Genomic DNA, 25,825 nt, shown 5'->3' with positions numbered 1-25,825 from the left:
CTGCCCTGCCACCTCAGCCCCTTTTGGTTTAGCCGCGATGCGCGTTGTCGCCGCCGTTCTGTTGCTCGTGTCTGCGCTTCACGCTGGGCTATGGGGAGTCTTGCGCGACCAGGAACCTGCGCCTGATTTCAAGGGCCTGCTGCCGAGCCTCTCGTACACGCCGTTCGAGCCGGGACATGTCGTCGACAACAACGTCGACCCCGACAAGATTCGCGCAGACATGAAGAAGCTCTCGTCCCTTACGCGGGCCATCCGGTCTTATTCCGCGACGGAGGGCAACGAGCTGGTGCCGCCGATTGCCGCCGAATTCGGTCTCAAGGTTACGGTCGGCGCGTGGATCGACAAGGACGAGGATCGCAACGAGCGGGAGATCAAGGCGGCCATTGAGCTTGCCCGCAAGAACAGCAACGTGATCGGCATCGTTGTCGGCAACGAGGTGATCTTCCGCGGCGAGCAGAAGGTCGAGGACCTCATCAACAAGATTAAGAGGGTCAAGAGCGCGGTCCGTGTTCCCGTCACGACGGGCGAGATCTGGAACATCTGGCGCGACAATCCCGATCTCGCCTCCAGCGCCGATTTCATCGCCGCTCACGTGCTGCCTTACTGGGAAAATTTCCGCTCGGACCAGGCGGTCGACCAGGCCGTCGACCGCTACAATTTGCTGCGCAATCTGTTCCCCGGCAAGCGCATCGTGATCGCCGAGTTTGGCTGGCCGAGTGCCGGCTACAATCTGCGCAATGCCGACCCCGGTCCGTTCCAGCAGGCGCTGACCCTGCGCAACTTCGTCAGCCGCGCCGAAGCCATCGGCATGGAATACAACATCGTCGAAGCGATCGATCAGCCCTGGAAATTCTTCGAAGGCGGCGTCGGTCCTTACTGGGGCATCCTCAACGCCAGCCGCGAGCCGAAATTCGCCTGGACCGGTCCGGTGGAAAACCCCGACTATTGGAAGCTGATGGGAGTCGCGCTGCTGGTCGGCATCCTGCTGTCGCTGCCGATTGTGCGACTGTCGCAGCCGACCGCGCCGCAGGCGTTCCTGCTCTCGGCCACCGCCAATGGCGTCGGCGCGTGGGCCGCGACCGTGTTCGCTTATTGGAACGGGCACTACTTCCTGTTCGGCTCGGCCTTCGCGCTGACGCTCGGCATGATCCTGCTCGTTCCCCTGGTCCTCATCGCGATGGCGCGCGTCGACGAGATCGCCGCGGTCGCCTTTGGCCGGCCGCCGCAGCGGCTAATCACGAAGGACAAGCCGGTCGAGAACGTGCCCGAGAACTACTATCCAAAAGTCTCGATCCACATCCCCGCTTATTTCGAGCCGGTCGAGATGCTGAAGCAGACGCTGGATGCGCTGTCGCGGCTGAACTATCCGAACTACGAATGCGTGGTCATCATCAACAACACGCCGGACCCCGCCTTCTGGCAGCCGATCCAGGACCATTGCCGCGCGCTCGGTGAACGCTTCAAGTTCATCAACGCCGAGAAGGTGCAGGGCTTCAAGGCCGGCGCGCTGCGCATCGCGATGGACCGCACCGCCGTCGATGCCGAGATCATCGGCATCCTCGACGCCGACTATGTCGTCGATCCCGACTGGCTCAGGGATCTCGTGCCTGCTTTCGCCGACCCGCGCGTCGGCCTCGTGCAGGCGCCGCAGGAGCACCGCGACGGCGACCTGTCGATCATGCACTACATCATGAACGGCGAATATGCCGGCTTCTTCGACATCGGCATGGTCCAGCGCAACGAGCTCAACGCCGTCATCGTGCACGGCACGATGTGCCTGATCCGCCGCGCCGCGATGGACATGGCCGGCGGCTGGTCGTCGGACACGATCTGCGAGGACTCCGATCTCGGCCTTGCGATCCAGGAGCTCGGCTGGACCACCCACTACACCAACCACCGCTACGGCCAGGGCCTGCTGCCCGACACCTACGAGGCCTTCAAGAAGCAGCGTCACCGCTGGGCCTATGGCGGCCTCCAGATCGTCAAGAAGCACTGGCGGCAGTTCCTGCCCGGCAAGAGCCGGCTGACGCCCGACCAGAAGCGCGAATACGGCCTCGGCTGGCTGAACTGGCTGGGCGCCGAAAGCCTCGGCGTGGTCGTGGCGCTGCTCAACCTCGTCTGGGTACCGATCGTCGCCTTCGCAGACATCGCCATCCCCGACAAGATCCTGACGCTGCCGATCATCGGCGCCTTCATCGTCTCGCTCGTGCACTTCCTGTCGATGTATCGCGCCCGCGTCGCGATCAAGCCCGGCCAGATGCTCGGCGCCATGATCGCGGCGATGAGCGTGCAATGGACGGTGTCGCGCGCGGTGGCGCAGGGCCTCATCACCGAGCACATCGCGTTCGCGCGCACCTCCAAGGGCGGCCTGTCGCGGATGTCGATCGAGTTCCAGGCATTCTGGGAGGCCGTGATCGGCATCCTGCTGCTGATCGGCGCCGGCGTCCTGATCGCCTCCAACAGCTTCCGCCAGATCACCGAGATCTACATCTTCGCCGGCGTCCTGGTGCTGCAGAGCCTGCCGTTCCTGGCGGCCGTGGCGATCGCCATCCTCGAGCTCAGCCGGATCAACTCGTTCCAGTTCTGGCGCGACAGCGCGATCCGCTCCGCCGAGCTGATCGGCCTGCGACCGGTGGCGCTGCCAACCCCCGGCACGCCGCAGCCGGTGCCGAACGAGGTGCGGCGCGAGGCGAACTGACGGCCGGCAGGTCATCCTCGCTCTTCGGCGTGGATGACGGGCCGCCAATCGGGTTGAGAATCCCGGCCTAAGCGGTGGATCGGGCGAGCGAATCCCCGCTCCTGCCATGAACTTTGGCAGCGACCCGCACTATTGACCTCGGCAGCCACTCCCCCTACACAGCGCGGGCCGACAGCATGATCCGGAAACAGCCGGTTTTCCCCGCAACGCAAGTCGAGCGCTGCGGCAAGACATGCTTCTCGAAATGACCGAACACGATGGCGATCTTCTTCAAGCCATCAGCGGCCATGGGAGCGCGTAGCTCAGCCGGTAGAGCACGTGACTTTTAATCACGGGGTCCTGGGTTCGAGCCCCAGCGCGCTCACCACAAACTCAAAGATTTACACCGCATCGAGCGCCCTCCTCTCATCTGCCGGGTAACGCTTGGGGTAACAAACCTCTGTCATCCCGGAGGCTGCCCATGACCGGCCTTGGCGTCGACGGCGGCACACCCGAAACGGAAATAGTCGTCACGCTCGTGGCGATGGCGGTAGGGCTGATCGAGGGCTGGTGGCAGCGCCGACGGAAGCCGCCGGTGTGACACCGGCCAAGCCGAGCGGCCTCAGCCCTGGGAGCCGCCGGCCGGGCGTCGCAACCCATTTTGTGCCGGCGGTCCGTTGGGCGTGGTCTGAACCAAGCAGTCGCTAACATATCGCGTTGCCACTTGTTCCCGATGCTGAAGATTCGAGTCTTCCACACCCACGACCGGCGGTACTCACGAGCGCACCTCGCCGCTAGGAATCGATAATTTGCGCGGTCGTAACGATGCCGCTTTGATGGCGGCATGCCTCACCCAAAACGCCACACGCCTACGCACGCAGACGGCCGGCCGCTAAAGATCACCTTCGGCGAGATGCGCCGCATGGGAGTACGTGGCGTCCTGGTCTATTGCCACTGCGGTCATCATACAGCGCTGGAGGCGGACCGCTGGGGCGACGAGGTGCACCTGTCTGATATCGAGCCGCGCTTCATCTGTGAGGGCTGCGGAAGCCGCGGTGCCGACGTTCGGCCTGACTTCGATCGGGGCAATCCCGAGATTGCAATCGTGGCGCACCGCGCGAAACAGTCCTCGTGAGTTCGGCACTCACGAGCGGCCGATCAGATGCGAACGGACGCGAATAGAAAAGGCCTCGGCACAGCCCTTTATGCCAAGGCCTTAAGGTCCTTGGCGGTAATGGGATCACCAAGTTTGGCGAGGCTAGGAAAATTCGGCAATCAGTTCTGTCCACTTTGGCACATAGCGGTGTAGAGTTCCGCTACCGTAGCGGAGTACCCCGCAATGCAGGACATGCGGATTCAGTTGGAGAAGCTCCAAACCGGCGCTGCTGAATGCGCCCTAATTCGGGATCTAGCAACCGACCCGAAGAAACGAGACCTCTTTGCCCGGCTGGCCGAACATTTGAGCGTGCTCGCCGGCGAAGTTGAGCGGGCGATTGGCGAGCGCGGCGGCGATCTGCCACCTCGGCCCTGAAGGCCGCCAACTGAGGGGGTCTTAATCCTCCCGGCTCTGTATCCGCCGATACACCGGCTCACGCTCCAGAGGCTCCAACTGTTCGGCCATATCAGTCCATTGCCGGGCGGCCTGCGTGTAGAAGTATTGGGTCATTGGGTTGCCCGCAGCCGCGCTGGCCATACACTCTTTGGCCTTGGCTCTCATGTCGTCTGATCGCATTCGGGTAGGATACCGCATCGAGTGGGCTAGACATTCACCTATGCAAACGAAGGCCCGCCAGGGAGAACGCGACGGCTCTCACTGAGGAGGCCTTACTTCTTCTCGAGCAAATCGGCCAAGTCCAACTCGAATATCTGCTGTGTCTGCTCGAACAGTTTTAGAAGGTCGATTGAGGCTAGCATCCTGTGTCGGGCAACAATCGCCCGCTGGCGCTCAACGATTAGCCGGCCACTCTCGACGTGGCGCTGCGCCATAGCGATCCTTTCATCCAGCGTCATTGCCGGTTCCTGCCTGGATCCAGTCTGCGCTCGGAGACCAAAAGAGGCCAGTTACAAGTTCAGTTCTGTCGATCGTGAGACAAGGGAATGGGCTCGTGGGTTTGGCGGCCTAGGAAGGTATCGGGCGGCGGATGGCTTTCGAGCACCCTTATTGATTCAGCGATGGCCCGGCGGGCTTCCTCAATAGCTTTCCTCTCGGACAGGCCATCTGGCCGATAAACGAAAATCTTTATGGGCGTCATGTCCGCTTCCGTGACCCTATTGCTGGTCGGGCTTTAACGCCTGAAACGGAGATGACGATCCCTCCCATATCAACTTAGGGGAGTTGGGTAATCGGGAACACGCGCAGGCATGTTAGGACAGCGGGACGAACGGTATTTGACCGGATTCATTTGGCATTTTGATGCCGCTACGGTCGTTGTCGTCGGGGCTGGCATTTCATTCCGAACAAGATTTTACCCGGCAAGGGGTCGCTGAAAGGCGGCCCCTTTCGGTTCGGCCGCCCGTGTTTGGACACCCGCAACTGCGGTCGGATTGGTGTCACGTCCAAGACAATGAAGAGGCCGCCAGACTGGGCGGCCTTACTCTGCCGCGTCTTGGCCTATGCGGATTTGCCCGGCGCGTTCGGCTAACGCCTCATAAGTCGCTGCAACCTTGTTGAGCGCTCTTCTGGTTTGCTCAAGTTCGCAGTTGTCGGCCTTGGTGCGGAATTCCTCCGCGCGCATCCGCCAATACTTTGGCGTGTGCATGCGTTCGATCCCCATGATCACTCGTTCACTTTGGTGGCTGCAAGCCTGGCGAGCGCAGCCAATCGCTCAGGCGCGCTCCGGTCTCGGCAATCCTGGCTCGCTTGAGCAAGCCCTCGCGTTCCGTCCCAACTGGTAGCTGACGGGCCTGCTCTTTGAGCTTCGCGGCCAGTTCGGCCATTGGCTCCTCTAGGGAGAGGACTTGCTTCACTCTGCGGCGGCGCTCGGTCATAGCGCATCCTTCAGCCGTTAATGACGAACCGCTAACGAAGTCGGTCGGACTTGGTTTCTAAAATGAAACTGAGCCGGAAAGGAAACACTGCCGCTTTTCCCCGGCGCGATTCACATATGCTAATGAATCTACGAAGATGAATGCGCTCCCCTGCTATGGCTGGGCAAACCGGGAGCTGCTTCGTTGACTGACGAGATTCCGCCGCAGAGCCGATTTTTCGTTCGAATGGGAGGCAAGGGTTGGATGATTTACGATCGAGAACGCAAGGGCCCCGCGTTGATCGGGGCTTACATGGCGGCCAATTTGACGAAGGAGCGAGCTGAACAGTTGCTACGTTCACTCACGGCCCCGAAAGCGGGGAAACTGCACAAGATGCAAGAGTTACGGTGACAGTGCACTAACGGCTAGGCGTGGAATATCTGCGACCTTCCCCCTTAAGTGCACTGTCACCGTAATTACGGCGTTGGCATCGCCGAAGGCCCAGCATCCGGCGTCATCGCTCGGCGCTGGGCGGCCGCGCCAAGTGCGTCTTTGGCCGATCGGGTTTTGCCGATGATGATTTGGGCCTGGCACTGGGGCGAATTGCTGCGGCCGGTTTGCACTCGACGCAAGACCCCTCTCGCATGTGCTCGGCCGCGAACACGCGCGAGCGCAAATTTTCTAACTCGGCAAGCCCGGAAACAAGCTCGTCGAAACGACGTTTCAGAGCAGCGGTCCGATCACAAGCGCCCATTAACGCCCCCCACTACACCCCAAGCCCCGACCGGATAACCGGGAAACCTTTGCAAGCAAGAAGTGCGTGGCGAGGCGGCGGTCCTTGTTGAAAGTGCTGCGCCGTAGTCGGGCCCGTGTGCTGCCAAATGGCTCAACGCCCCCATGTCGCGAGCGCTTCGAAAAGGCCCGGCTCCACGGAGGTACGATTGGGAGGTCATGCTATCGATGGTCGCCAATGACGGCCCCGACCGTGGGGGCTTTAGGGGTGTGAAGGCCGGGGCCGCTGGAGGTTGCTTTGGACCTTGGGAAGACCAAAGCCAGCGCAGACTAGGCAAAATTGGCAATCACTTCTGTTCGCTTTCGTACATTGCCTGCACTTTCCATGACGGGAAACGGAGTGATTGCAAATAAAGGACTATCTGTCGCAGATCGAAAAACTCCGAAAAGATACGGCCGAATTTGCCCTGATCCGCGATCTCGCAACCGATCCAGCCAAGCGGGACGTGTTCGACCGGCTTACGAGCCACCTCACGGTCCTGGCTGACCAAGCGATGCTTGCGCGGAAGACTGGGACCGGTCCGCCTGACCGTCGTGAGTGCAATCGGGCCGTGCAGCAGCTCGGCTGGACGTCGAAGCTTTAGCGCCTCACCAGGACGATCCCGACATGGCGCCGCTCCAGCGCGACAGGCTTGATTGATCCTTCCGTCATCGGCACAAGCGCGCCTTCGGGCCCGAGTACGAAGCGCTCGACAATGGTCCCGAGATCAGACGTCGCCTTCACCTGTCCGCCTGAACCCCTTGCAGGATCGGGTCTCCGTCTACCAATCCAACAATTTGCGGAGCATCCCGAAGACCGAGGGCGCGTATCCGGCCGCGGTTATTGGCGTTCCTCGAACTTGTTGCAGCGTCCATCGCCCGGCCCGACCCGGTTGAGTTCCTGAAATGGCGGATCACAACGCAGGAGCGTGTACGTCTTGTAAGAGGGCGGAGGGACACGCCAACAGAGATTCTGGCCCGCGGGGATCTCGTACGTTTGCCCGCTTGCTAATGTATAGCTGCACGAGGCATCCGGATTCTTCACCTTCGCCTCTGCGTGGGCCTGCGTCAGCGAGGCCACCGCGAGGAACGTCGCCAAAAGGGTACGCATTTGCCTACTCCATACATCTGATCGCACATGGTGGAGCTGGGATGCGGACATCGCTGCAACAAGTCACGAATTGCTGAAAAGCACGACCGGGCTGCGACTGCCGCTGCAAGTGCTTCAGGGTCGAGTTGTTCGACGAGGCCGGGCGCTTCAGCTGACGGCTACCATGAGACTACCTCGGCGTTGATACGAACGACGCTTGTTGAATGCACGGTCACCGTCATTCCCCCATTCCAGACAGGGGTAAAAACGCACCCGTCAGTGCTGATAAGCGCTTTCGGCCCATATGATTGAATCATGTGATTGAATGATGCAACTGATGTGGAAATCCGCCTCTAGGTCAGCGCGCCTGCATTTTTCGAATCAGAAACTCGTGCTCGCTCTCCACTCATAGTTTCAAATTGTGGAGCGTACAGCGTGAGCCATTTCGTCTCGATACTTCTGCTTGCCGTCACCCTGACCCTGACCTTGTGCTTCGGGGTGGCGGCTTGGCGTCTGTCGGCGAGCAAAGATCTCGACATCACAGCCACGATCCCACATCAGGAATATGGCTGGAGGCCGAAGCACAATAATTGAACGCAAGTCTCTCCGGTCCCGGTCTTGTTGAATTGATGCCGGGATCAACGCGTCGAACCACGCCAAGCTCAGCCCAGATATCCAGCCGAGGCGCAAGCACGACAAAGTCAGCCGATCACAGTCTTGATTTTCGATCAGGAGGCGATGATTTAGAGGTCCTCACCCCAACCTTACGAGAGGACACACGAATATGCGCACAATACTCGTCATATTCGCCTTGCTGGCCGCCGGGACGGCCGCCGTCGCAGGCCCCGCGCCTCCCGTTTCCTATGACTATCCTTGGTGCGTCTATGGTGGGGAGCTTGGCCCTTCCGGCGACTGCTCGTATTCGACGAGGGAGCAATGCCTGTGGTCCGCGTCCGGGCGGTCGAACGTGACGTGCAAGGAAAACCGCCGCCTTCTCTTCCAGCAGCAGGCCTTACCGCAGCCGAGTGTCCAGCAGCCTCGGATACGCCGCAGTCCGTGAAAATGGATTCTCGGCGTATCCGCTTGGCCTGACGGGTCTTCAGCTTTCCGGGGCTGAAACCGGCGCCGGCGTGCTCAGCGGAGCTCCGCCAACCGAAACCGGCCCGACGGGTTTCGGCTCCCGCACCATCCGTTTGCGCATCGCTGCGGACAGTCCATAGCGGGCATTCGCTCGTCGAATGGAGGACGTGACGTCCGACATCATCACATTTTGCAGCGTATCGACCTTCGCGATGAGCGTGGACAGCTGCGAAGATATCTTCCTCACGTCGACCCGTTCATCCGTGATGCTTTGGCGCAGGGACAGCAGCACCATTGAGTCCTGCTGCAGCAGAGCTGCATTCTGCTGCGAAGCTTGATTGTTCTCCTGCAGCAAAGCCGTGTGTTGCTGCTGGGCCGCCTGAATGTCCTTCAGGGCCGCGACAACCGGATCCGGTTTGGGCGCGGAGGCTTCCCCGCGCGGAAAGAGGTCGGCCAGGCGGCTGACATTCAGCGACGGAAACTCGGACGGCAACGTGTAGATCGCCGCCGAGCCATTGATGGCCAGGGCACACACCGACAGTACCAGGACTGTCCGGCTGGATCGCTTGATCGGTGCTGAAGCTTCCGGGGCTACGGGTTCGAGCGCTGCTGCGGCGGCGGCAAGTGCTGCAGGGTCGAGCTGTTCGACGAGGCATTCCGTTTCGAAAGTCGTGGTCACGTGCATTGACCCCATGAGCTAGCAAAAGGAAGCCGCCCATGGAACGTCCTCGCGACGCACCCGTTACGCAGCACCCATACACAACTGCCTAAAATCGTAGGCTTTTTGGATTAATTCCACGTTAGCGGCCTGGCCAGCGGATGGGGCTTCGCCGCCCCCTTCGAGTACGGGGTCTGCGCGATGGAATGACTGGAATACCCGGCGAGGCGCGGCGACAGTGCTCGCAACGTTGTCGCGCCCGCCGCTTTGGCCTGGGTCCGACAGTTCTTTCAACGGATTTTCCGAAGATGGCAGAATGCCACTGTTTTGCCCGACGCGTCAACCGCTCCTGCGCCGGATGCAGAAGACGTTGTCCCAGCAGGCACTTAGCTACTGTGCATGGGGTTGTTTTCGCGTTTTGAGCGCCCCTACCCCTCATCGAGCAGCTCGAACAACTCCTCCACCCGCTCGAATGGCGCATCCCGCATCGGGCTGTGATAGACGACGCGATCGCCATCGCGTTGCAGTGCCTTTCCCCGCGACTTCCGCAAGCGCCCCGGCAGGAACGTCGCGGCCGCAGCTTCGGGGCCGACGTCGAGGCGGATGATGCCCCTGCGCTTGCATTCGAGCCTGAGCCTTGCGGCTGTGAAGAAGTCGCGCGCGACCTTCGGCAACGGGCCGAAGCGGCGCGAGGTTTCCTCCTCGAGGTCCTCGAGGTCGTCCTCGTCAGTGCATCTTGCGGCCCGGGCATAGAGCTCAAGCCGCACGGGCTCGGACTGCACATAGGTCTCGGGCAGCATGTCGCCGACCGGCAGGTTCAGGTCGGGCACCCACACCGCGGCCCGCCCCTCGTCGACCTTCTCGGAGGCCATTTTCAAAAGGTGGCTGTAGAGCACGGGGCCGAACACCTGAACATGGCCGGATTGTTGCTCCGAGAACAGGTCACCTGCGCCGCGCAGATCGAGGTCGCGCTCGCTGATGGCAAAGCCGGCGCCCGGCCGGCTGAACTCCTCGAGCACGGCGAGCCGCTTCTCGGACTGCCCGGAATAGGTCTCGGTCAAGAGATGGGCGAAAGCGCGAATGCCGCCGCGGCCGACCCGGCCGCGCAGCTGGTGCAGCTGGGCAAGGCCGAATTTTTCGGGCCAGCACACCACGATGGTGTTGGCGCGGGGAATGTCGAGGCCGCTCTCAACGATGTTGGTCGCGAGCAGGACGTCGGCCCTGCCCTCGACGAAGCTCATCATGCGGTCGTCGATCTCGTCGGCCGCCAATCTGCCGTGCAGAGCGACGATGCGAAGGTCGCCCGCCACCGCCTGGACCCGCGCCAGCATCGGGTCGAGGTCCTGGATGCGCGGACAGATCAAAAAACTCTGGCCGTGGCGCCGCTGCTCGCGCAGCAGCGCGGAGGCGATGGCGGCATCCGACAGCGGTGCGATCCTGGTTGCGACCGGAAGCCGGTGCACCGGCGGCGAGGCGATCACGCTGAGATCGCGGAAGCCGGCAAGGCCCGCGGCGAGCGTCCGCGGGATCGGCGTCGCGCTCATCATCAGCACGTGGACATTCTTGGCGAGGCTCGAGAGCTTTGCCTTCTCGGCCGCGCCAAAATGCTGCTCCTCGTCGATGATGACGAGGCCGAGATCACTAAACTTCACGTCCTTGCCGGTGAGCGCCTGCGTGCCGATCACGACCTTGATCCGGCCGCGGCGCAGTCCCTCCTTGGTCTCGCGCAGCTCCGCGCCGGACGTCGCCCGCGACAGGTTTCCGACCTCGATGCCGAAGGGCGCAAAGCGCTTCTGGAAGGTTGCGACGTGCTGCCGCGCCAGCACCGTCGTCGGCACCGCGATCGCCACCTGCTTGCCCGACAGCACCACGGCGGCCGCCGCGCGGAGCGCCACCTCGGTCTTGCCAAAGCCGACGTCGCCGCAGATCACCCGGTCCATCGGGTGACCGGAGGCGAGATCATCCAGCACGTCGCGGATCGCCTTGGCCTGGTCGATCGTCGTGAAATAAGGGAAACGCGCCACGAACTTCTCGTAGGCCGATCCCGGCGGAACTAGCTTTTCAGCCTGCCGCCGACGGCGCTGGCTGATGTGCTTGGCCAGCACCTTGCCCGCGGCCTGGATCTCGCGCTCGGCCGAGGTGCGGCGCGCCCACCATGAGCTGCCATCCGCCTTATCGAGCGCGAGCTTGCCGAGCTCGGTCGCATAAGGCCACATCAAGGCGAGATCGGGCGGCGGCACGAGCACCGCATTGTCGCCGGCGAACTTGAGGCGGATCATCTCCCGCAACGTGCCACCGCCCGTGTTCACGGTCTGCAAGCCGTCGAGCACGCCGAGGCCGCGCTGGAGATGGACGACCACCGTGCCCTGCTCCGGCACATCGGCGTGATCGAAGGCCGCGCTCCAGGCCCGCGCCATCGGCTGCGGATGATGCGCCCGGCTGCCGAGCACGTCGGACGCCGTCACCACGGCAAGAGGCTTTTTCCCCGGCACAACGAAGCCCGCGTCGAGATCGGCCAGAAGCGCCGTCTCGCCATTTCGCCCGCTCGTCGCCTCGTCCCAGTCCTTGCAGCGCTGTGCCTTGACGCCGCCCATCCGCTCCATCACGCGCAGATCGTCTTCCTGCGCGGCGACGAGGATCAGGCGCGAGCCGGCCCGGCGCATCTCATCGACGAAGGCCCGCAGCGCCTTCCTTGCGGATGTCAGCTTGGAAAATTCCGGCGTGGTGCGAAAGGATGCCGTCCGCGGCAACACCTTCGTGCCCTTGGAGAGCCTCTTCCAATCACTCCGCCCGATATATTCGCGCTCCCGCTCCGCGCGGGGCGCGGCTTCCTCGATCGTGCTCAGCCAGGCGTCGGCGTGCAACGGGACCCCCGCATCGGCGATCCATTTGGCGCGCCCGCAATAGTCGAACAGCGTCGCGCGCTTGCCGCGCTTTTCGGCGAAGCCGAGCCGCTCCGACATGGGATCGACGAGAAGCTCGCTCGTCTCGAAGATGATGTCGTGCTCTTTCGGATCGAACGCCACGATCCGCCTGATCGCGCGATCCGAATGCTCGATCCGGAATGGCCCCAGCGCGCCTGCGGGAAATATCTCGAAGGTCTGGCCATGAAACAGCGCCCCGCCCGGATAATCCGGCTCGTCGTCGAGATCGTATCCCAGGGATTGGAGGCGCGTCTCGAGGTCCTGCTCTGAAAACGCGCCGCCCACCTTCAAGCTCACGCTCAGGCGCGACAGGCTCGCAGGCGGCGGCAGGCGCTCCATCACGGCTTCCACCGTCGAAACCAGAAAGAGCGGCTTTCTGGATTTTGCGAGGCGCCGCAGCACCGAGGCTCTGCGCCCCGCGAGCTCGTGGGATGGCTCCAGCTGGTCGAACGGCAAGGTGTTCAGCCGCGGAAACACCAGGACCTCGCACGATGGGTCGAGCGCGTGAATGACGCTGCCCAGCCGCTCTGCCCTGTTCTCGCTCTCGGCAAGAAAAACGAGACCGCTGCGTCCGGACTGCTTCCATTGTGCAAGCAGATGGAGAGCCATCATCCCGAGTGGCGACGAAGACGAGATCGTTGCGCGCTGCGACCCCTTGCTCTTCTTGGGCGACGTTTTGGTCGTCCGCGCTTTTTTGGAAAGCCTCACTTGAATCCGTCTCTGGTCGTAAATTGTCGGCAACCGAACGCCAGCCGCTCTCATCCCGATTCGGCTGCTTGTCGCCATGCATATGGGATTTGCCCCGGGAACGCACGCGCGTGGGCAACGTCCGGGACGCCATCGCGATCCCGACAGTCCGGCTGTCGATTGCCCGCAGATCGGAACTCCCGTTCCGACGCGTGAAATCGCCTACGCGGCCGTCGATGCGAAGACCAATGCGATCGCGGAGCTCGATGCACATGGCAGGCACGAAAAACCCCAGCGCTTGGAGCCACGCTGGGGCGTTTCGTTCAAAATAATTCGGTTAAGCAATGACCTCCTCATAGCAGCGATTCCGCCGAGCGTTTGTGAACTGGTTCACACGTCTTGCGCCAAACGACCTCAGTGCGAAGGCCCTGAGGTCGCCAACCTTGTGGGGAAGGTTTTCTCGCGGCCCGGGGGCTTGGGGCGCTTGGGGATGGGCCGGGAGCCAGGAGTCTACGCCTGCCTCGCCGACTCGTTCCAAAGCAGCACACCGAAGGCGTGCTGGCGTGATCAGAACGGTGGACGGCATAACGTGCCGCAATGGAGTACCGCCCTCTCGCACGCCGCACGCTACGATGAGCCTTTTCGAGAAGGCTCATTTGAAACGGTTCATTGTCGCTGCCGTTGTTGCGACCTCTTCGTCTCGGGCTCGATCTGCTGCTTGAACCTCACGCGTGGATTTATGTCGCAATAGGTATTCCAGCGGCCGGATGCCGACGCCAGGCATTGCTCTCTCGTCACGTAAGAGCAGTCGCCGGAATAGCCAAGCTGCCCGCCAAAGACACACCACGGATAATCGCGTTCTGCGTTCGCCGCGAGAGAAGATCCGAAGAAGATCAACAAGGCTACCAATGTCGTTCGCATCTCGATGCTCCATGGATGGTGCGTGTCAAAGAAGGCTTTGGCGCGCGGGCGGAAGGTAAAGGCAGGTCCGGACCTTGGTTCCTATGGATGGCCAAGCGCTCGGCTCGCCCGGAGAGGCCGCGCCACGACGCAGCTCGATTGAACGTCCCTAGGAACATCCTTTTGCAGGCTCGGTTAGCCAAACACATAAAACAGATAGGAGCCTTCGTATGCGAAAAACAGTCTTGTCATTGTTGACGTGCGCCCTGCTCGCAGGCGGATCCGTGGGGCTCGCTTATGCCCAAGGCGCGGGCGGAGCGGGTGGCGCGGGAGCCGGCGCCGGCGCTGGAGCTGGAGCTGGTACAGGCGCCAGTGCCGGGAATGGAGCTGGCCCCGGAGGAACGGGCGGAGCCGCGGGGGCGGCAGGCACGAGCGCCGGCGGAACTTCAGGTACCGGGACGACCGGGACAGGAGCAGCGTCTGGCAGCGGCAGTAGTTCAGCGGGTGGACCGCAGAAAGGTGCAATTCGACCTGGCAGAAGCGACGACCCCACCGGCCGTTAACGCGTCGAAGGGGCCCGCCGGCGTGTAACCGGCGGGCCGCGGGGATTGGCTCAACGCTGCGGCTTCCTCGGAAACAGGCGATCGCGGATGTAGCGCGAGGTCGCGGTCAGGCGGATGCCGCGCGGCTTCTGCCAGGCGGCGCGGTCGATCTCGTTCTTGTCGCCGATCGCGAGCCTGCCTTTGGCGGTCTTGGTGATGAAGATGGCGTCACTCATCTTGCGGCCGGAGCGCTTGTTTCTGGCCTTCACTTCCTTCCAGAGACTGATCCTGCCGAGCTTCAGCTTGGGCAGTTCCTCCTTGATCTCCCGCCGCAGGCAGTCCTTGTCGGACTCGCGCGCACGCTTGCGGCCGCCCGGGAACATCCACAGGCCGTCCGACCGTCGTCTGACCAACAATACCTTGCCGCGCCTGGCGGCAACCAGCTTGGAAGACTTCGCCATCACTGCCGTAGATCGAAACCAGAATCGTCTCAATCCTAACTTGTCTAGTCGAACAGACAAGTTCGGGAGCGCTTTGATCACAGGCCATAGGCCGCAGGCCGTCGGGCTCTGGTGCGACACCGCGGGCCGATCGCGCCAATGAGGCGCCGGGTCAGCCCTCGCCCGTCTCCGCCCGGTCCTCCGTCCTGATCCAGGCCATCATCAGCTCCCAGGCCACCGACAGGATGATCGGCCCGATGAACAGGCCGACAATGCCGTGGGCGAGCGTGCCGCCGATCACGCCGACGAAGATCACGATGGTCGGCGTGGTCAGGCCACGCCCCATGACGAGCGGCTTCAGCATGGTGTCGATGAAGCCGACCAGGACGAGAAACACGGTGAGCAACAGCGCCGTAGTGACATCCTTGGCGGTCCAGATCCAGATGATCACCGGCAGCAGCACGAGGAAGGCGCCGATCTGCACGATCGAGAGCAGAAGCACGATGAAGGCGAGAAGGCCCGCGCTCGGCACGGCCGCAAGCTTGAAGCCGAAGCCGGCAAGCAGCGCTTGTACCACCGCGACGCCGATCACACCTTGCGCCACCGCGCGGATGGTCGCGCCCGCGAGCTCCAGGAAATGCTCGCTCTGCTCGGGCACGATGCGAAACAGGAAGTTGCGGCCGGCCGCAACCAGCCGCGGTCCATGCGGAAACAGGAAGCCGGCGACGAACACCGAGAGCAGGAATTGCACCGTGCCGAGGCCAGCATCGCCCGCGAGCGACAATAGCGGTCCCGCCAGCGGCTGGAGATATGGCGCCACCTCGCGCAGCACCGCGCGGATATTGGTGTAGGCCTGGTCCCAGAGCTCATAGAGCCACGGGCCGACCAGCGGCCACGACTTGAGCTGCTCTGGCGCCGACTGGAGCGCCAGGTCGCCGGTGCCGAGTTGATGCGCCAGCTCCCGCACCCCGTCCACGGCGCTGAGGCCGAGCCAGGTCGCAGGGCCGATGACGATGCCGAGCGTGATCAGGGTCAGGATCGCTGCCGCGGTCTTCGGACGGCCACCCAGGATCTTGGCGACCCAGCTGAAGGCCGGATAGAACGCGACCGCGAGCACGCCACTCCAGGCCAGGATCGGCACGAACGGGCGGATGATCAGGAAGGTCCAGATGATCAGCAGGGCAAGCAGGCCGAGCCGGATCACGAGCTGGATGATATCCTCTCCCGTCAGGAGCTGACGGAGACTTTTCACGGGCACGACCTTCCTTGCGGCATCGACGCGGGTTCCGGCACTTGCACGGCAAGCGTTATTGCCAGCCGCGCATCCGGCGTCAAGACGACCAGTCCCTCGGATTAGGAACGCTCCGGCTCAAGGAGCATTTCGAAGCGATGGCGCACCGCCCCATAGAGCCTGATCATCACACCGGCGTTCATCGCGGCATACACTACGCGCTCAAGCCAAACGCCGCGCCGGGCTTTTGGCGCTACGCTTATGCCATCGACGACAAGGTCCGCTCCGGGCGGGTGCAAGGCAGATTGCCGCAGCTCGCCATCAGGCGCGTGCAGATGCGCATCGACCGGGACATGCGGAGCGGCCGGACCGACGGAGCGCGCCTGGATCGCGATCCGAGACGGGTTTAGCTAACGGCGATTAACCGGATTTCCCTGGGCCGGTTTACGCCGCTGCAAAAGCCCGCTCCTACCGTGTGTCGAGGTCCCAAAGAACATGCGGTGCAATGGCCAACAGCATCTGGACGATCGAAGAATTCACCTGCACCGGTTGCAGCATGAACTACACCGCGACGCGGGAGGAGCACAGCGAGGCCCACGCCGGGAGCTTCAAATGCAGCATCTGCAGTAGCGTGGTGCACAGCTGGTCCGGGAAGCATCACTTCTTCGGCTGGCAGGCGGTGAAGACGAAGCCGCCCGTGTTCGGACGGCGCTGGGCGGGAGCTGGATGACAGGATAAAGGCATCCGTCGCGCTCGCCCTGCTTGGCTCTGCGAAAACCGACCCCCCTGTCCACCAACCGCAGGGTGAGCCGCGATCAGCCGCCACCCACACCATTCATCTGCGCGTCACAACCGGTCACATCGGCGGGATCACGCAGGCGCACGAGGCGGACCGGAAAATCAGCCCAATTGCGCCGATGGCGTTTGGACTCCGTTCACCGATCGCCGCTAGATCAGGGCGGATCCTCCGCACCGAACATCAGCCATGGCCGAACTCAACACCGTCCTCACCAGGCTCAACGACCGTCTGCTCCGCCTCGAGGGCGAGCTGTTCGTGCTCCGCTCGCTGGCGCGCGCGACGCTGACCGCCGGCGATGACCATGCGGCACGCATGCGCAAGCTGGTCGAGGCCGCGAAGGTCGCGCTCGATGACGAGGCCAAGCGTCCGCTGGACAAGCCGACTCGCAAATATGTCGATGCGGCAACTGCGCTCGTCGAAGAGCTGCTGGTCGAGCCGACCCCGGCGCGGCCGTTGTTCACGGTCATCGACGGCGGCCGGCGCGACTGAGCGGCCCGTTAGCGCGGCGGTCGGTCAGCGCCCGTGCGGAGCCATCGCTAGACCGCCGTGGACGTCCCCGCCTTGAGCCGGCTGAGACCTGCCTCGATGATCGCGATCTCCTCGTCGATCTGGCCGATTGGCAGGCTGAAATCATAGCCCGACCTGCTCTTCAGATCGACCGCGAGCCGCTGCCGGTGCATCATCAGCTGGTCGAGGCCGCGCCGGTTCTTCAGTCGGACATAGATGTCGACGATCTGCTCAATTGCGCTCGGCATGAAATCGGCCCCGGCGAAAAGGCCCGCGCGGCGCACCCACGCCGGCGGACGTTTTCGGTGTCGCGGTACGCAATACAAATCCGCGACAGATTCGTCGATACGCCAAGCTGGTTGAGAACGTATTACCGTCAGATGATTTAGCGACGCATGGCATGAAAAAGCCGCTGGCGATCACGCCAGCGGCCAAAAGCCGGGTTCGAAAACGGATCCGGAATGAAATGTCGCCAGCCCCGGTTCATGCAAGCTATGGCAGACCGAATATCTCGTCTGTCTGGAAAGACACACAGGAACCGGCTTGCCCATATTTGCCATCCGACCGTGGCGCCGCGGCAACTGGTCCGCGATCCAGAAATCGGTGCGCGGCACGGCCCGCCGGCGCGGCCCAACCAATGCAAGAAGCGAAAATCAGGCACTTCGCATGCGCTCGGTCGCGGAGCCGGTGCAATGCGCGCATGGAAGCACCGGGACGCTCCGTACCAGTTGCATTGTTGATAACCCGCGCAAACGCGGCGTGGATGGTGACAGGACGTACCGACATGTTATCGGGGGATGACGCAGCTGCGAGACGGATTGGACACCCATGCGCATTACCCTCGTCGGCTCCCGCCATTTCGGCGTGACCACCCTGAACATGCTCCGGGAGCACAGCGTCTCGATCGTCCGGGTCGTGGTGGCCGACGCCGAGGATCGCCTCGCCGCGACCGCCAAGGCGGCCGGTATCGAGGTGGTGGTCCAGGCCAATCCGAAGCTGGTGGTGGCTTCCGAGATTGCCCCCGATACCGACCTGATCATCACGGCACACAGCCACGCCCGGATCGGCAAGGACGCTCTGGCCGCAGCGACGTTCGGCGGGATCGGCTATCATCCCTCGCTGCTACCGCGCCACCGCGGCAAGGCGGCCGTGGAATGGACCATCAAGGAAGGCGATCCGATCGCCGGCGGCACGATCTACCATCTCGCCGACCGCATGGACGCCGGCGCCATCGCCGCCCAGGACTGGTGCTTCGTGAAGAAAGGCGAGACGGCGCGGGAACTCTGGGAGCGCGCGCTCGCTCCGCTCGGACTCAAATTGCTGGCCGACGTGATCGATTACGTAAAGGTCCACAAGGCACTGCCGTCTAAGATTCAGGACGAGCAGTTCGCGACCTCGGCGCCGAGTCTCGCCTGATGTTTACCCTTAACGTGAACCCGCGTTGATTTTGCTTCGAAAATCGGTGTCAAAAACGCAAATAAACCATTGTTTCCACAGGAACTATTTTCGGTTTGGCGTCGCAACAAATTTCCGTCACATTTCGCCCGAATAAGCGTCAGCATATCGGACAAATTCAAGGACGGAATTCATGCGTTTTGATCGCATTGCGGTGTTCTGTGCCGCTGCAGTTTTCGCCGGCACCCTCGCCGCTCCCGCCTTCGCCCAGAGCCCCTATGACGGCAACTGGCAGGTCACGATCGTGACCAAGAGCGGCTCTTGCGAGCCGACCGCAAGCTCGATGCTGACGGTTGCCGATGGCAGGATCACCGCACCCGGCGCTAACGTTTCCGGCACCATCGGTAGCGGGGGACTTGTGAAAGTTTCGATCAATGGTGCATATGCTAACGGTCAACTCAACGGCAACGCCGGATCGGGGAAGTGGAATGGAGCATCTGCAGGCATACCGTGCAGCGGGCGGTGGGAAGCATCGCGCCAGTAAATCAGCTGAGACTCGCGCTATTGGCCGGCGGCTGCTGATTGCGGCCGCCGTTTTGTTTGCGGCGGGTATCGCCAACTCTGAAAGCAAGGCCCAATCCGGTCCGTTCGCCTCGCTGGCAGGCACCTGGAGCGGTGCCGGCACCGTCACGCTTGATGACGGCTCGACCGAGCGGATCCGTTGCCGGGCCAAATACGCTCCGATCGGCCCGACCATGGAGATGTCGCTGACCTGCGCCAGCGACGCCTACAAGTTCAACCTCGGCGCCAACGTCAGGGCCGAAGGCGGCGCCATCGCCGGCAGCTGGTCCGAGGCCAGCCGCAACATCAGCGGCGCGCTCCAGGGCCGCGGTGGCGGTGGAAACTACGAGCTGGTCGCCTCCACCGCCGGCTTCAACGCCAACATCACGCTGAAAACGTCCGGCAACAAGCAGAACGTCACGATGCGCGCGGACAGCCAGTTCCGCGGGGCCAGCATCACGCTGGCGCGCTAAGGCGGATCGCACGCAAGACAATCGACCCGGCGACTTCGCCGGGTCTTTTTTATGCGTTCGGCACGAACGCCGTGACCTCGATCTCGACCTTGGCCCGCTCGTCCACGAGACCGCCGATGTAAAGCAGCGTTGAGGGCGGGAAATTGCGTCCCAGCGTTTCCTTCCAGGCCGCGCCGATGCCGGGCCCGGCAGCCTCATATTCGCTGCGGCTGGTCAGGTACCACGTCAGACGGACGATATGCTCGGGACCCGCACCGGCCTCGCCCAGCAGCTTGATGATCCGCTTCAGCGCGGTCGCAACTTGCGCGGCCATGTCGGGCGCGTAATTGCCCGTCTCGTCGCCGCCGGTCTGCCCGGCCAGCACCACCCAGCGGCCCGGCCCTTCCATGACCACACCATGAGAAAAGCCTCGCGGTTTCTTCCATTCGGCCGGCTGCAAGATATGCATGAGCGAATATCTCCCTTTTCTTGTTGTTCAATGATGCCTTAGCACGCCGCCTTGCATCGCTGCATCCGCAGATTTGGCCGTTGCAAACCGCGGCGATGTCGCTGATACCGGCCGTCCCCCTCAGGCTCGATCTCCCGCACCCAGACCGATGACCGCGACACCGTCCAAAACCATGGCTGCACTGTGGATGGCCGGCTGGCTGGCGCTGATGCTGGTCATGGCCGTGGCCGGACGCGAGACCACGCGCGAGTTGAATGTCTTCGAAATCATGGAAGTGCGCTCGGTGATCGGGTTCACGCTTCTGCTTCCGCTCATCTATCGGGCCGGCGGTTTCAAGGCGGTCGCGACCAAACGCCTGCCGCAGCACCTCGCACGCAACGGGGTCCATTATTTCGCGCAGCTCGGCTGGTTCTACGCACTGACGCTGATCGGGATCGGCCAGGTGGTGGCGATCGAATTCACCATGCCGATCTGGACCGCGCTGTTGGCCGCAACGTTCCTGGCCGAGCGCATGACGGTCTGGAAGATCGCCGCCGTCGTGCTCGGCATCGTCGGCGTCGTCATGATCGTGCGCCCCGCCACCGGCGAGATCAATCCGGGCCAGCTGATCGCGCTCGGGGCCGCGATCGGCTTCAGCATTTCCATGATCTTGGCGAAATCGCTGACCCGGACCGAGAGCGCATTGTCGATCCTGTTCTGGATGATCGTGGTGCAGATGGTCGTGGGCTTGCTGCCGACGCTCTATGTCTGGACCTGGCCGTCAGCCTACCTCTGGGGCTGGCTCTTCGTCATCGGCGTCTGCGGCACGTTCTCGCACTACTGCCTCGCCAGCGCGCTCCGTTACGCGGATGCGACCATCGTGGTGCCGATGGACTTTCTGCGGGTTCCACTTACGGCCACCGTCGGCTGGCTGTTGTATTCGGAGCGCCTCGACACCTGGACCGTACTGGGCGCGGCGCTGATCCTGTGCGGCAATCTCCTCAATTTAAAGCCGGCATCAGCGGTTCCCGCTCGCGCGCAGTGAACCTCGCACCGCCTCGCGCGACAAAACCAAGTGGCCGTGTGATTTGGATCACGTTGGGGAGTATTCCCATCGTGCACATTCGGCCACACAGCAGCGGTTTGGACGCGACGTACCGCCGTTTCGGTGGCGCGAAGTCGGGCACTTCGTGTAGGTTCGTTGCCAATTTGTTGCTGCCTGCAATTCGATTCTGTTGGGGATTCCAGATGCGCTATCTCACCCTCCTCGCTTCGCTGATGTGCATGGCTCTGTCGATCAGTGCCGCAAAGGCCGACCGCCGCGTCGCCTTCGTCGTCGGCAACGGCAGCTACAAGAATGTCGCCCAATTGCCGAACCCGCCAATCGACGCCAAGGCGATGGCGGCGACGCTGCGCAATGTCGGCTTCGAGGTGATCGAAGGATCCAATCTCAGCCGCGACCAGATGACGGAGAAGCTGCTCGACTTCGGTCGCAAGGCGCAGGGCTCCGATATCGCGTTGTTCTATTATGCGGGCCACGGCATCGCCGTCGGCGGCATCAACTATCTCCTGCCTGTCGACGCCGACATCAAGTCGGAGATGGATGTCAAGCTGGGAGCCGCCATCAACATCGACCTGACGCTCGACCAGACCATGGGCGATGCCAAGGTCAAGCTCGTCTTCCTCGATGCCTGCCGCGACAATCCGTTCGCCGCAAAGATCAAGTCGAGCTCGGCGACCCGCAGCGTCAACGTGCAGAGCGGCCTTGCCGAAATGAAGTCCGGCGAAGGCACGCTGATCGCGTTCGCCACCGGCCCTGGCCAGACCGCGCTCGACGGCCAGGAGGGCAACAACAGCCCGTTCACCCGCGCGCTGATCGACAACATCACCAAGCCTGGCGTCGAGATCCAGCAGGCGATGACGTCGGTGCGCGCCCAGGTCAATGAAGAAACCCGCAAGGGCCAGCTGCCCTGGGGCCACACCAACCTGACCGGCACCGTCTATCTTAATCAGGCCCCGACGACCCAGGTCGCCAACGCAGCCCCGACCGCTTCCGGCATCGTGCCGGCCGCGAGCGGAAGCTCTGATGGTGTCGAGCTCGAATACTGGCGCTCGGTGAAGGAATCCAACAAGCCCGAAGAGCTCAACGCCTATCTCACCGCCTATCCGAACGGTCAGTTCAAGGCGCTGGCGCTGGCTCGCCTCGCGGCGATCAAGAGCGGTCCGTCCACCGCGACCCGCACGCTCAACGCCGGCGTCGATCCCGCGACCTTTACCGATGAGGCCACTCAGCTCACCGAAGACCAGATCGGCCTCGACAAGACCCAGCGCCGCGACGTGCAGCGCCGCCTCAACGCCCTCGGCTTCGACACCAAGCAGACCGGCGTCTTCAGCGACGAGACCCGCGCAGTGCTCAAGCGCTGGCAGGCCGCGCGCGGCTATCCGTCGTCCGGGTACCTCAATAAGAACCAGCACAAGGCCTTGCTCTCGGAGATCGTGGCGGCCCCGGCAACAGCGAGTGATGGCAGCCAGAAACCTGCCCGCCGCGCCGCGAGCGCGCCCGCAGGCAGCGCGCCGGCACCGGCTCCCCATCGCAGCAATCCGGGCGATGCTGCCGGGGCGGCCTTCGTGGGCGGGGTCGTCGGCGGCATGATGGGCGGCATGTTCCGCCGCTGAGGCCAGATCGCAAACACAAAGCCCGGCTCGCGCCGGGCTTTTTCTTTGGTACGACGATGTCGCAGCATGCTCCGTCATTGCGAGGAGCCCTTGCGACGAAGCAATCCAGGCTGTCACGGCGGAAAGACGCTGGATTGCTTCGCTACGCTCGCAATGACGAGATTAACTACTTCCCCGCAGCCTTCCGCAACGCCTCGTTGATGCGGTCCTGCCAGCCCGGCCCGCTCTCCTGGAAAAACTGCAGCACGTCCTGGTCGATGCGCAGCGTGACCTGCTCCTTGATGCCGGGAACTGCGTTTGGTTTCGGCGACGCCGCGGCGACCTTGGCCGTCACCTTCTTGAACGCCGCCTCGGCTTCCGTCCTGGCATCGCCAAGCGTACGCGGCCGCCTCGGTTGATCCGCCATGTCCTAGATTCCTTCAAACAGAGCCGTCGAAAGATACCGCTCGGAGAACGACGGCACGATAGCCAGGATGGTTTTTCCCGCAGCTTCCGGCCGCTTGCCGATCTCAAATGCGGCCGCGATCGCAGCGCCCGAAGAGATGCCGCCCGGAATGCCCTCATGCCGCGCCAGCGCGCGCGCGGTTTCGATCGCTGTCGTCGAGTTGACCTTCACGATTTCGTCGATCACCGAACGATCGAGGATGTCAGGCACGAACCCGGCGCCGATGCCCTGGATCTTGTGCGGGGTGTGCTGGCCGCCCGAAAGCACCGGGCTCTCCTCCGGCTCGACCGCCACGACCCGCAAAGATGGCTTGCGCGGCTTCAGCACCTGGCCGACGCCCGTGATTGTGCCTCCGGTGCCGACACCGGCGATGAAGAAATCGATGTTGCCGGCCGTGTCGTTCCATATCTCCTCCGCCGTGGTGCGGCGGTGCACCTCGGGATTGGCGAGGTTCTTGAACTGCTGCGGCATCACCGAGTTCGGCGTCGTCTTCAACAGTTCTTCTGCGGCGGCGATGGCGCCCTTCATGCCCTGGGCTGCCGGCGTCAGCACCAGTTCGGCGCCGAGAAAGGCCAGCATCTTGCGCCGCTCGATCGACATCGATTCCGGCATCACCAGCTTGAGCCGGTAGCCGCGCGAGGCCGCGACGAAGGCAAGCGCGATTCCGGTATTGCCGGAGGTCGGTTCGATCAGCACGGTGTCGGGCTTGATGATGCCCGCCTTCTCCATGGCGATGATCATGGCCGCACCGATGCGGTCCTTCACGCTTGCGGCCGGATTGAAATATTCAAGTTTTGCCAAAATCGTCGCGTTCACGCCGCGCATGCCGGGCAGCCGTTGCAACCGCACGATCGGCGTGTCGCCAAAAGCTTCGACGATCGAAGAGTAGATCCGGCCGCGGCCGGGTTGGTGCGCTGCACCCGTCTTGGACGACGCGTCCATGATGAACTCCCTGTGACAACATCTGCGCTTCTGTCGCGGCTTTTGCGCAGTTACAGACAGCTTACGGCGACACGCAAGCGACAATGCGGCACATGTTAAATACGCTGCATCGCAAAATCACGTGAGCTACAAATATCAGAAAACCAACGCATTTGTGTTGCGACCTCGTCAACCGGTTCTGCTTATGTTAGACTTACGTCTTAAAGCAGGGAGGTCACCACGATGTCAGCAGTTGCTGAAGTGATGTCGACCGTCGCGCTGAACCGCGATCCGCGTTGCAGCGAGTTGCCCACCTGTCCGGTCTGCGCCGACTCCATGGTCGCCGCCGAAGCATCCGCCTACGTCTCGGACCAGATGATCAGCTATCTCTGGACCTGCGACAATTGCGGCTATGGTTTCGTGACCAAGCATGCCGTGAAGCAGCGGTTCGTGTGCAACTGACCGTGTGCCGTTGCTCTAACGCGCCGCAATGTCGCCCCTCGCCCAATCCTCGCGGGTACGTTGATAGAACTCCTCGAACTTGCCCCGTGCGATAGCGTCCCTGATGCCCTGCATCAGGGATTGGTAGTAAGCGACGTTGATCTCGGATAGCAGCATCGCCCCCAGCGTCTCGCCCGCCTTGACGAGATGATGCAGGTAGGCGCGCGCGCAGCCGCGCGTTGACGGCCATGAGCTCTCGTCATCGAGCGGACGCGGATCGTCGGCATGGCGCGCGTTACGCAGATTGACCTGGCCGAAGCGCGTGAACGCGACGCCATGCCGGCCATTGCGCGTCGGCATCACGCAATCGAACATGTCGACGCCGCGCTTCACCGCCTCGAGGATATCGTCGGGCGTGCCGACGCCCATGAGGTAGCGCGGCCGCTCTCTCGGCAGCAATGGCGCGGTCTCGTCGATCATCGCCAGCATGACCGCCTGCGGCTCGCCGACGGCAAGGCCCCCGATCGCGTAGCCGTGGAAGCCGATCTCGACCAGGCCTTGCGCGCTCGCGTGGCGAAGCTGCGGCACGTCGCCACCCTGCACGATGCCGAACAGCATGTAACCGTCGGGCGCGCTCTCGAAGGCGCGCTTGCTGCGCTCGGCCCAGCGCAGCGACAATTGCATCGCACGCTCGATGTCGGCGCGCTCGGCGGGCAGCCGTACGCACTCGTCCATCTGCATGGCGATATCGGAGCCGAGGAAGCGCTGCACTTCGATCGAACGCTCCGGCGACAGCTCGACCTTGGCGCCGTCGATATGCGAGCGGAAGGTGACGGCGTGCTCGCTGACCTTGCGCAAATCCGCCAGCGACATGACCTGGAAGCCGCCGGAATCCGTCAGCATGGGACCGTTCCAGCCGGTGAACGTCTGCAAGCCGCCGAGCGCCGCGATCCGCTCGGCGCCGGGGCGCAGCATCAGATGATAGGTGTTGCCGAGCACGATGTCGGCGCCGGCGTCCCGCACCTCGCGCCAGTGCATGCCCTTCATGGCGCCCGCGGTGCCGACCGGCATGAAGGCCGGCGTCCGCACCACGCCATGCGGCGTGGTCAGGCGCCCGGTGCGCGCGGCGCCATCCGAGGCGAGCAATTCAAAGTGATTGGGCAGATCATTGTCGGAATTCATGGCGGTGCTTATTGCGTGTCGGAGGAGGCCG

The 25,825-nt window shown here is 63.1% G+C and carries 30 protein-coding genes and 1 tRNA gene; 15 read left to right on the top strand and 16 right to left on the bottom strand.

Going from position 1 to position 25,825, the window contains the following annotated elements:
• The first annotated feature begins 37 nt into the window (after positions 1 to 37).
• Positions 38 to 2,698: a glycosyltransferase gene (locus NLM27_RS12550; RefSeq protein WP_254143588.1), complete on the top strand. Its 2,661-nt coding sequence runs from the start codon at positions 38 to 40 to the stop codon at positions 2,696 to 2,698.
• Between the two features lie 154 nt (positions 2,699 to 2,852).
• Here NLM27_RS12550 and NLM27_RS43555 read toward each other — a convergent pair whose 3' ends face one another.
• Positions 2,853 to 2,987 carry a hypothetical protein gene (locus NLM27_RS43555; protein ID WP_256569958.1) on the bottom strand — a complete coding sequence of 45 codons (135 nt, stop codon included), beginning with the start codon at positions 2,985 to 2,987 and terminating at the stop codon, positions 2,853 to 2,855.
• A 2-nt stretch (positions 2,988 to 2,989) separates the two neighbouring features.
• On the opposite strand from NLM27_RS43555, the gene NLM27_RS12545 reads away from it, so the two are divergent.
• The 3 genes from NLM27_RS12545 (at position 2,990) to NLM27_RS12535 (ending at position 4,208) form a co-directional block, all read left to right on the top strand.
• A tRNA-Lys gene (locus NLM27_RS12545) sits at positions 2,990 to 3,065 on the top strand.
• A gap of 534 nt (positions 3,066 to 3,599) precedes the next feature.
• Positions 3,600 to 3,812 carry a hypothetical protein gene (locus NLM27_RS12540; protein ID WP_309144743.1) on the top strand — a complete coding sequence of 71 codons (213 nt, stop codon included), beginning with the start codon at positions 3,600 to 3,602 and terminating at the stop codon, positions 3,810 to 3,812.
• A gap of 204 nt (positions 3,813 to 4,016) precedes the next feature.
• Positions 4,017 to 4,208, top strand: a complete 192-nt coding sequence (locus tag NLM27_RS12535; RefSeq protein WP_254143586.1) for a hypothetical protein — start codon at positions 4,017 to 4,019, stop codon at positions 4,206 to 4,208.
• Between the two features lie 293 nt (positions 4,209 to 4,501).
• Here NLM27_RS12535 and NLM27_RS12530 read toward each other — a convergent pair whose 3' ends face one another.
• The 5 genes from NLM27_RS12530 to NLM27_RS12510 all read right to left on the bottom strand — a co-directional run bounded on the left by NLM27_RS12530 (position 4,502) and on the right by NLM27_RS12510 (position 7,160).
• Positions 4,502 to 4,687 carry a hypothetical protein gene (locus tag NLM27_RS12530; protein ID WP_254143585.1) on the bottom strand — a complete coding sequence of 62 codons (186 nt, stop codon included), beginning with the start codon at positions 4,685 to 4,687 and terminating at the stop codon, positions 4,502 to 4,504.
• A 581-nt stretch (positions 4,688 to 5,268) separates the two neighbouring features.
• The gene (locus NLM27_RS12525) at positions 5,269 to 5,451 is read right to left on the bottom strand and encodes a hypothetical protein (RefSeq protein ID WP_254143584.1); all 183 of its coding nucleotides are present in this window, start codon (positions 5,449 to 5,451) and stop codon (positions 5,269 to 5,271) included.
• Between the two features lie 10 nt (positions 5,452 to 5,461).
• Positions 5,462 to 5,665, bottom strand: a complete 204-nt coding sequence (locus NLM27_RS12520) for a hypothetical protein (RefSeq protein ID WP_254143583.1) — start codon at positions 5,663 to 5,665, stop codon at positions 5,462 to 5,464.
• A gap of 1,058 nt (positions 5,666 to 6,723) precedes the next feature.
• A complete protein-coding gene (locus NLM27_RS12515; protein WP_254149061.1) occupies positions 6,724 to 6,927 on the bottom strand; it encodes a hypothetical protein in 204 nt (67 codons plus the stop codon).
• 89 nt (positions 6,928 to 7,016) lie between these two features.
• Positions 7,017 to 7,160, bottom strand: a complete 144-nt coding sequence (locus tag NLM27_RS12510; RefSeq protein ID WP_254143582.1) for a hypothetical protein — start codon at positions 7,158 to 7,160, stop codon at positions 7,017 to 7,019.
• A gap of 780 nt (positions 7,161 to 7,940) precedes the next feature.
• Here NLM27_RS12510 and NLM27_RS12505 point away from each other — a divergent pair.
• Together NLM27_RS12505 and NLM27_RS12500 are read left to right on the top strand one after the other, a co-directional pair.
• On the top strand, positions 7,941 to 8,099 hold the full coding sequence (locus tag NLM27_RS12505) for a hypothetical protein (protein WP_254143581.1): 159 nt from the start codon (positions 7,941 to 7,943) through the stop codon (positions 8,097 to 8,099).
• Positions 8,100 to 8,289: 190 nt separating this feature from the next.
• Positions 8,290 to 8,565, top strand: a complete 276-nt coding sequence (locus tag NLM27_RS12500; protein WP_254143580.1) for a DUF3551 domain-containing protein — start codon at positions 8,290 to 8,292, stop codon at positions 8,563 to 8,565.
• Positions 8,566 to 8,604: 39 nt separating this feature from the next.
• On the opposite strand, the gene NLM27_RS12495 is transcribed toward NLM27_RS12500, so the two are convergent.
• The 5 genes from NLM27_RS12495 to NLM27_RS12475 form a co-directional block, all read right to left on the bottom strand.
• A complete protein-coding gene (locus NLM27_RS12495; protein WP_254143579.1) occupies positions 8,605 to 9,270 on the bottom strand; it encodes a hypothetical protein in 666 nt (221 codons plus the stop codon).
• 401 nt (positions 9,271 to 9,671) lie between these two features.
• The gene (locus NLM27_RS12490; protein WP_254143578.1) at positions 9,672 to 12,779 is read right to left on the bottom strand and encodes a DEAD/DEAH box helicase; all 3,108 of its coding nucleotides are present in this window, start codon (positions 12,777 to 12,779) and stop codon (positions 9,672 to 9,674) included.
• A gap of 741 nt (positions 12,780 to 13,520) precedes the next feature.
• Positions 13,521 to 13,775 carry a DUF3551 domain-containing protein gene (locus NLM27_RS12485; protein WP_254143577.1) on the bottom strand — a complete coding sequence of 85 codons (255 nt, stop codon included), beginning with the start codon at positions 13,773 to 13,775 and terminating at the stop codon, positions 13,521 to 13,523.
• A 592-nt stretch (positions 13,776 to 14,367) separates the two neighbouring features.
• Positions 14,368 to 14,757 (bottom strand): NUDIX hydrolase, encoded by a 390-nt coding sequence (locus tag NLM27_RS12480; protein ID WP_254143576.1) that lies wholly within the window; start codon positions 14,755 to 14,757, stop codon positions 14,368 to 14,370.
• A gap of 151 nt (positions 14,758 to 14,908) precedes the next feature.
• Complete coding sequence (locus NLM27_RS12475) at positions 14,909 to 15,994, bottom strand: AI-2E family transporter (RefSeq protein WP_254143575.1); 1,086 nt, start codon at positions 15,992 to 15,994, stop codon at positions 14,909 to 14,911.
• A 131-nt stretch (positions 15,995 to 16,125) separates the two neighbouring features.
• Here NLM27_RS12475 and NLM27_RS12470 point away from each other — a divergent pair, with 131 nt between their 5' ends.
• The 3 genes from NLM27_RS12470 to NLM27_RS12460 all read left to right on the top strand — a co-directional run bounded on the left by NLM27_RS12470 (position 16,126) and on the right by NLM27_RS12460 (position 17,255).
• Positions 16,126 to 16,377, top strand: a complete 252-nt coding sequence (locus NLM27_RS12470; RefSeq protein WP_254143574.1) for a hypothetical protein — start codon at positions 16,126 to 16,128, stop codon at positions 16,375 to 16,377.
• Between the two features lie 95 nt (positions 16,378 to 16,472).
• Positions 16,473 to 16,697 carry a hypothetical protein gene (locus NLM27_RS12465; RefSeq protein WP_254143573.1) on the top strand — a complete coding sequence of 75 codons (225 nt, stop codon included), beginning with the start codon at positions 16,473 to 16,475 and terminating at the stop codon, positions 16,695 to 16,697.
• 255 nt (positions 16,698 to 16,952) lie between these two features.
• Positions 16,953 to 17,255, top strand: a complete 303-nt coding sequence (locus NLM27_RS12460) for a hypothetical protein (protein ID WP_254143572.1) — start codon at positions 16,953 to 16,955, stop codon at positions 17,253 to 17,255.
• A gap of 47 nt (positions 17,256 to 17,302) precedes the next feature.
• Here the strand turns inward: NLM27_RS12460 and NLM27_RS12455 are convergent, their stop codons facing one another.
• Positions 17,303 to 17,521 (bottom strand): hypothetical protein, encoded by a 219-nt coding sequence (locus NLM27_RS12455; RefSeq protein WP_254143571.1) that lies wholly within the window; start codon positions 17,519 to 17,521, stop codon positions 17,303 to 17,305.
• Between the two features lie 580 nt (positions 17,522 to 18,101).
• Here NLM27_RS12455 and NLM27_RS12450 point away from each other — a divergent pair.
• The 3 genes from NLM27_RS12450 (at position 18,102) to NLM27_RS12440 (ending at position 19,702) form a co-directional block, all read left to right on the top strand.
• Positions 18,102 to 18,689: a formyltransferase family protein gene (locus NLM27_RS12450; protein WP_254143570.1), complete on the top strand. Its 588-nt coding sequence runs from the start codon at positions 18,102 to 18,104 to the stop codon at positions 18,687 to 18,689.
• A gap of 172 nt (positions 18,690 to 18,861) precedes the next feature.
• Positions 18,862 to 19,212, top strand: a complete 351-nt coding sequence (locus NLM27_RS12445; RefSeq protein ID WP_254143569.1) for a hypothetical protein — start codon at positions 18,862 to 18,864, stop codon at positions 19,210 to 19,212.
• Positions 19,157 to 19,702 carry a hypothetical protein gene (locus NLM27_RS12440; protein ID WP_254143568.1) on the top strand — a complete coding sequence of 182 codons (546 nt, stop codon included), beginning with the start codon at positions 19,157 to 19,159 and terminating at the stop codon, positions 19,700 to 19,702. Before NLM27_RS12445 ends, NLM27_RS12440 begins: the two co-directional genes overlap by 56 nt.
• A gap of 49 nt (positions 19,703 to 19,751) precedes the next feature.
• On the opposite strand, the gene NLM27_RS12435 is transcribed toward NLM27_RS12440, so the two are convergent.
• Positions 19,752 to 20,150, bottom strand: a complete 399-nt coding sequence (locus tag NLM27_RS12435) for a RidA family protein (protein ID WP_254143567.1) — start codon at positions 20,148 to 20,150, stop codon at positions 19,752 to 19,754.
• Between the two features lie 148 nt (positions 20,151 to 20,298).
• Here NLM27_RS12435 and NLM27_RS12430 point away from each other — a divergent pair, with 148 nt between their 5' ends.
• Together NLM27_RS12430 and NLM27_RS12425 are read left to right on the top strand one after the other, a co-directional pair.
• Positions 20,299 to 21,174, top strand: coding sequence for a DMT family transporter (locus NLM27_RS12430; RefSeq protein ID WP_254143566.1), 876 nt, complete (start codon positions 20,299 to 20,301; stop codon positions 21,172 to 21,174).
• Positions 21,175 to 21,377: 203 nt separating this feature from the next.
• A complete protein-coding gene (locus tag NLM27_RS12425) occupies positions 21,378 to 22,805 on the top strand; it encodes a caspase family protein (RefSeq protein ID WP_254143565.1) in 1,428 nt (475 codons plus the stop codon).
• Positions 22,806 to 22,971: 166 nt separating this feature from the next.
• Here the strand turns inward: NLM27_RS12425 and NLM27_RS12420 are convergent, their stop codons facing one another.
• Both NLM27_RS12420 and cysK read right to left on the bottom strand, forming a co-directional pair.
• Positions 22,972 to 23,211 (bottom strand): BrnA antitoxin family protein, encoded by a 240-nt coding sequence (locus NLM27_RS12420; RefSeq protein ID WP_254143564.1) that lies wholly within the window; start codon positions 23,209 to 23,211, stop codon positions 22,972 to 22,974.
• A 3-nt stretch (positions 23,212 to 23,214) separates the two neighbouring features.
• Positions 23,215 to 24,192 (bottom strand): cysteine synthase A, encoded by a 978-nt coding sequence (gene cysK, locus NLM27_RS12415; protein ID WP_254143563.1) that lies wholly within the window; start codon positions 24,190 to 24,192, stop codon positions 23,215 to 23,217.
• Positions 24,193 to 24,414: 222 nt separating this feature from the next.
• On the opposite strand from cysK, the gene NLM27_RS12410 reads away from it, so the two are divergent.
• Positions 24,415 to 24,633 carry a hypothetical protein gene (locus NLM27_RS12410; RefSeq protein WP_254143562.1) on the top strand — a complete coding sequence of 73 codons (219 nt, stop codon included), beginning with the start codon at positions 24,415 to 24,417 and terminating at the stop codon, positions 24,631 to 24,633.
• 15 nt (positions 24,634 to 24,648) lie between these two features.
• On the opposite strand, the gene tgt is transcribed toward NLM27_RS12410, so the two are convergent.
• Complete coding sequence (gene tgt, locus NLM27_RS12405) at positions 24,649 to 25,794, bottom strand: tRNA guanosine(34) transglycosylase Tgt (protein ID WP_254143561.1); 1,146 nt, start codon at positions 25,792 to 25,794, stop codon at positions 24,649 to 24,651.
• Positions 25,795 to 25,825 lie beyond the last annotated feature (31 nt).

Source organism: Bradyrhizobium sp. CCGB12, from assembly GCF_024199845.1.
Classification (GTDB): domain Bacteria; phylum Pseudomonadota; class Alphaproteobacteria; order Rhizobiales; family Xanthobacteraceae; genus Bradyrhizobium.
This window is presented reverse-complemented; position numbering and strand designations above follow the sequence as displayed.

Excerpts from the sequence above, each read along its gene's own strand:
- NLM27_RS12550 (WP_254143588.1), top strand. The coding sequence starts at position 38 with ATGCGCGTTGTCGCCGCCGTTCTGTTGCTCGTGTCTGCGCTTCACGCT.
- NLM27_RS43555 (WP_256569958.1), bottom strand. The coding sequence starts at position 2,987 with ATGGCCGCTGATGGCTTGAAGAAGATCGCCATCGTGTTCGGTCATTTC.
- NLM27_RS12540 (WP_309144743.1), top strand. The coding sequence starts at position 3,600 with ATGGGAGTACGTGGCGTCCTGGTCTATTGCCACTGCGGTCATCATACA.
- NLM27_RS12535 (WP_254143586.1), top strand. The coding sequence starts at position 4,017 with ATGCAGGACATGCGGATTCAGTTGGAGAAGCTCCAAACCGGCGCTGCT.
- NLM27_RS12530 (WP_254143585.1), bottom strand. The coding sequence starts at position 4,687 with ATGACGCTGGATGAAAGGATCGCTATGGCGCAGCGCCACGTCGAGAGT.
- NLM27_RS12525 (WP_254143584.1), bottom strand. The coding sequence starts at position 5,451 with ATGGGGATCGAACGCATGCACACGCCAAAGTATTGGCGGATGCGCGCG.
- NLM27_RS12520 (WP_254143583.1), bottom strand. The coding sequence starts at position 5,665 with ATGACCGAGCGCCGCCGCAGAGTGAAGCAAGTCCTCTCCCTAGAGGAG.
- NLM27_RS12500 (WP_254143580.1), top strand. The coding sequence starts at position 8,290 with ATGCGCACAATACTCGTCATATTCGCCTTGCTGGCCGCCGGGACGGCC.
- NLM27_RS12495 (WP_254143579.1), bottom strand. The coding sequence starts at position 9,270 with ATGCACGTGACCACGACTTTCGAAACGGAATGCCTCGTCGAACAGCTC.
- NLM27_RS12490 (WP_254143578.1), bottom strand. The coding sequence starts at position 12,779 with ATGATGGCTCTCCATCTGCTTGCACAATGGAAGCAGTCCGGACGCAGC.
- NLM27_RS12485 (WP_254143577.1), bottom strand. The coding sequence starts at position 13,775 with ATGCGAACGACATTGGTAGCCTTGTTGATCTTCTTCGGATCTTCTCTC.
- NLM27_RS12480 (WP_254143576.1), bottom strand. The coding sequence starts at position 14,757 with ATGGCGAAGTCTTCCAAGCTGGTTGCCGCCAGGCGCGGCAAGGTATTG.
- NLM27_RS12470 (WP_254143574.1), top strand. The coding sequence starts at position 16,126 with ATGGCGCACCGCCCCATAGAGCCTGATCATCACACCGGCGTTCATCGC.
- NLM27_RS12465 (WP_254143573.1), top strand. The coding sequence starts at position 16,473 with ATGGCCAACAGCATCTGGACGATCGAAGAATTCACCTGCACCGGTTGC.
- NLM27_RS12460 (WP_254143572.1), top strand. The coding sequence starts at position 16,953 with ATGGCCGAACTCAACACCGTCCTCACCAGGCTCAACGACCGTCTGCTC.
- NLM27_RS12455 (WP_254143571.1), bottom strand. The coding sequence starts at position 17,521 with ATGCCGAGCGCAATTGAGCAGATCGTCGACATCTATGTCCGACTGAAG.
- NLM27_RS12450 (WP_254143570.1), top strand. The coding sequence starts at position 18,102 with ATGCGCATTACCCTCGTCGGCTCCCGCCATTTCGGCGTGACCACCCTG.
- NLM27_RS12445 (WP_254143569.1), top strand. The coding sequence starts at position 18,862 with ATGCGTTTTGATCGCATTGCGGTGTTCTGTGCCGCTGCAGTTTTCGCC.
- NLM27_RS12440 (WP_254143568.1), top strand. The coding sequence starts at position 19,157 with ATGGAGCATCTGCAGGCATACCGTGCAGCGGGCGGTGGGAAGCATCGC.
- NLM27_RS12435 (WP_254143567.1), bottom strand. The coding sequence starts at position 20,150 with ATGCATATCTTGCAGCCGGCCGAATGGAAGAAACCGCGAGGCTTTTCT.
- NLM27_RS12430 (WP_254143566.1), top strand. The coding sequence starts at position 20,299 with ATGACCGCGACACCGTCCAAAACCATGGCTGCACTGTGGATGGCCGGC.
- NLM27_RS12425 (WP_254143565.1), top strand. The coding sequence starts at position 21,378 with ATGCGCTATCTCACCCTCCTCGCTTCGCTGATGTGCATGGCTCTGTCG.
- NLM27_RS12420 (WP_254143564.1), bottom strand. The coding sequence starts at position 23,211 with ATGGCGGATCAACCGAGGCGGCCGCGTACGCTTGGCGATGCCAGGACG.
- cysK (WP_254143563.1), bottom strand. The coding sequence starts at position 24,192 with ATGGACGCGTCGTCCAAGACGGGTGCAGCGCACCAACCCGGCCGCGGC.
- NLM27_RS12410 (WP_254143562.1), top strand. The coding sequence starts at position 24,415 with ATGTCAGCAGTTGCTGAAGTGATGTCGACCGTCGCGCTGAACCGCGAT.
- tgt (WP_254143561.1), bottom strand. The coding sequence starts at position 25,794 with ATGAATTCCGACAATGATCTGCCCAATCACTTTGAATTGCTCGCCTCG.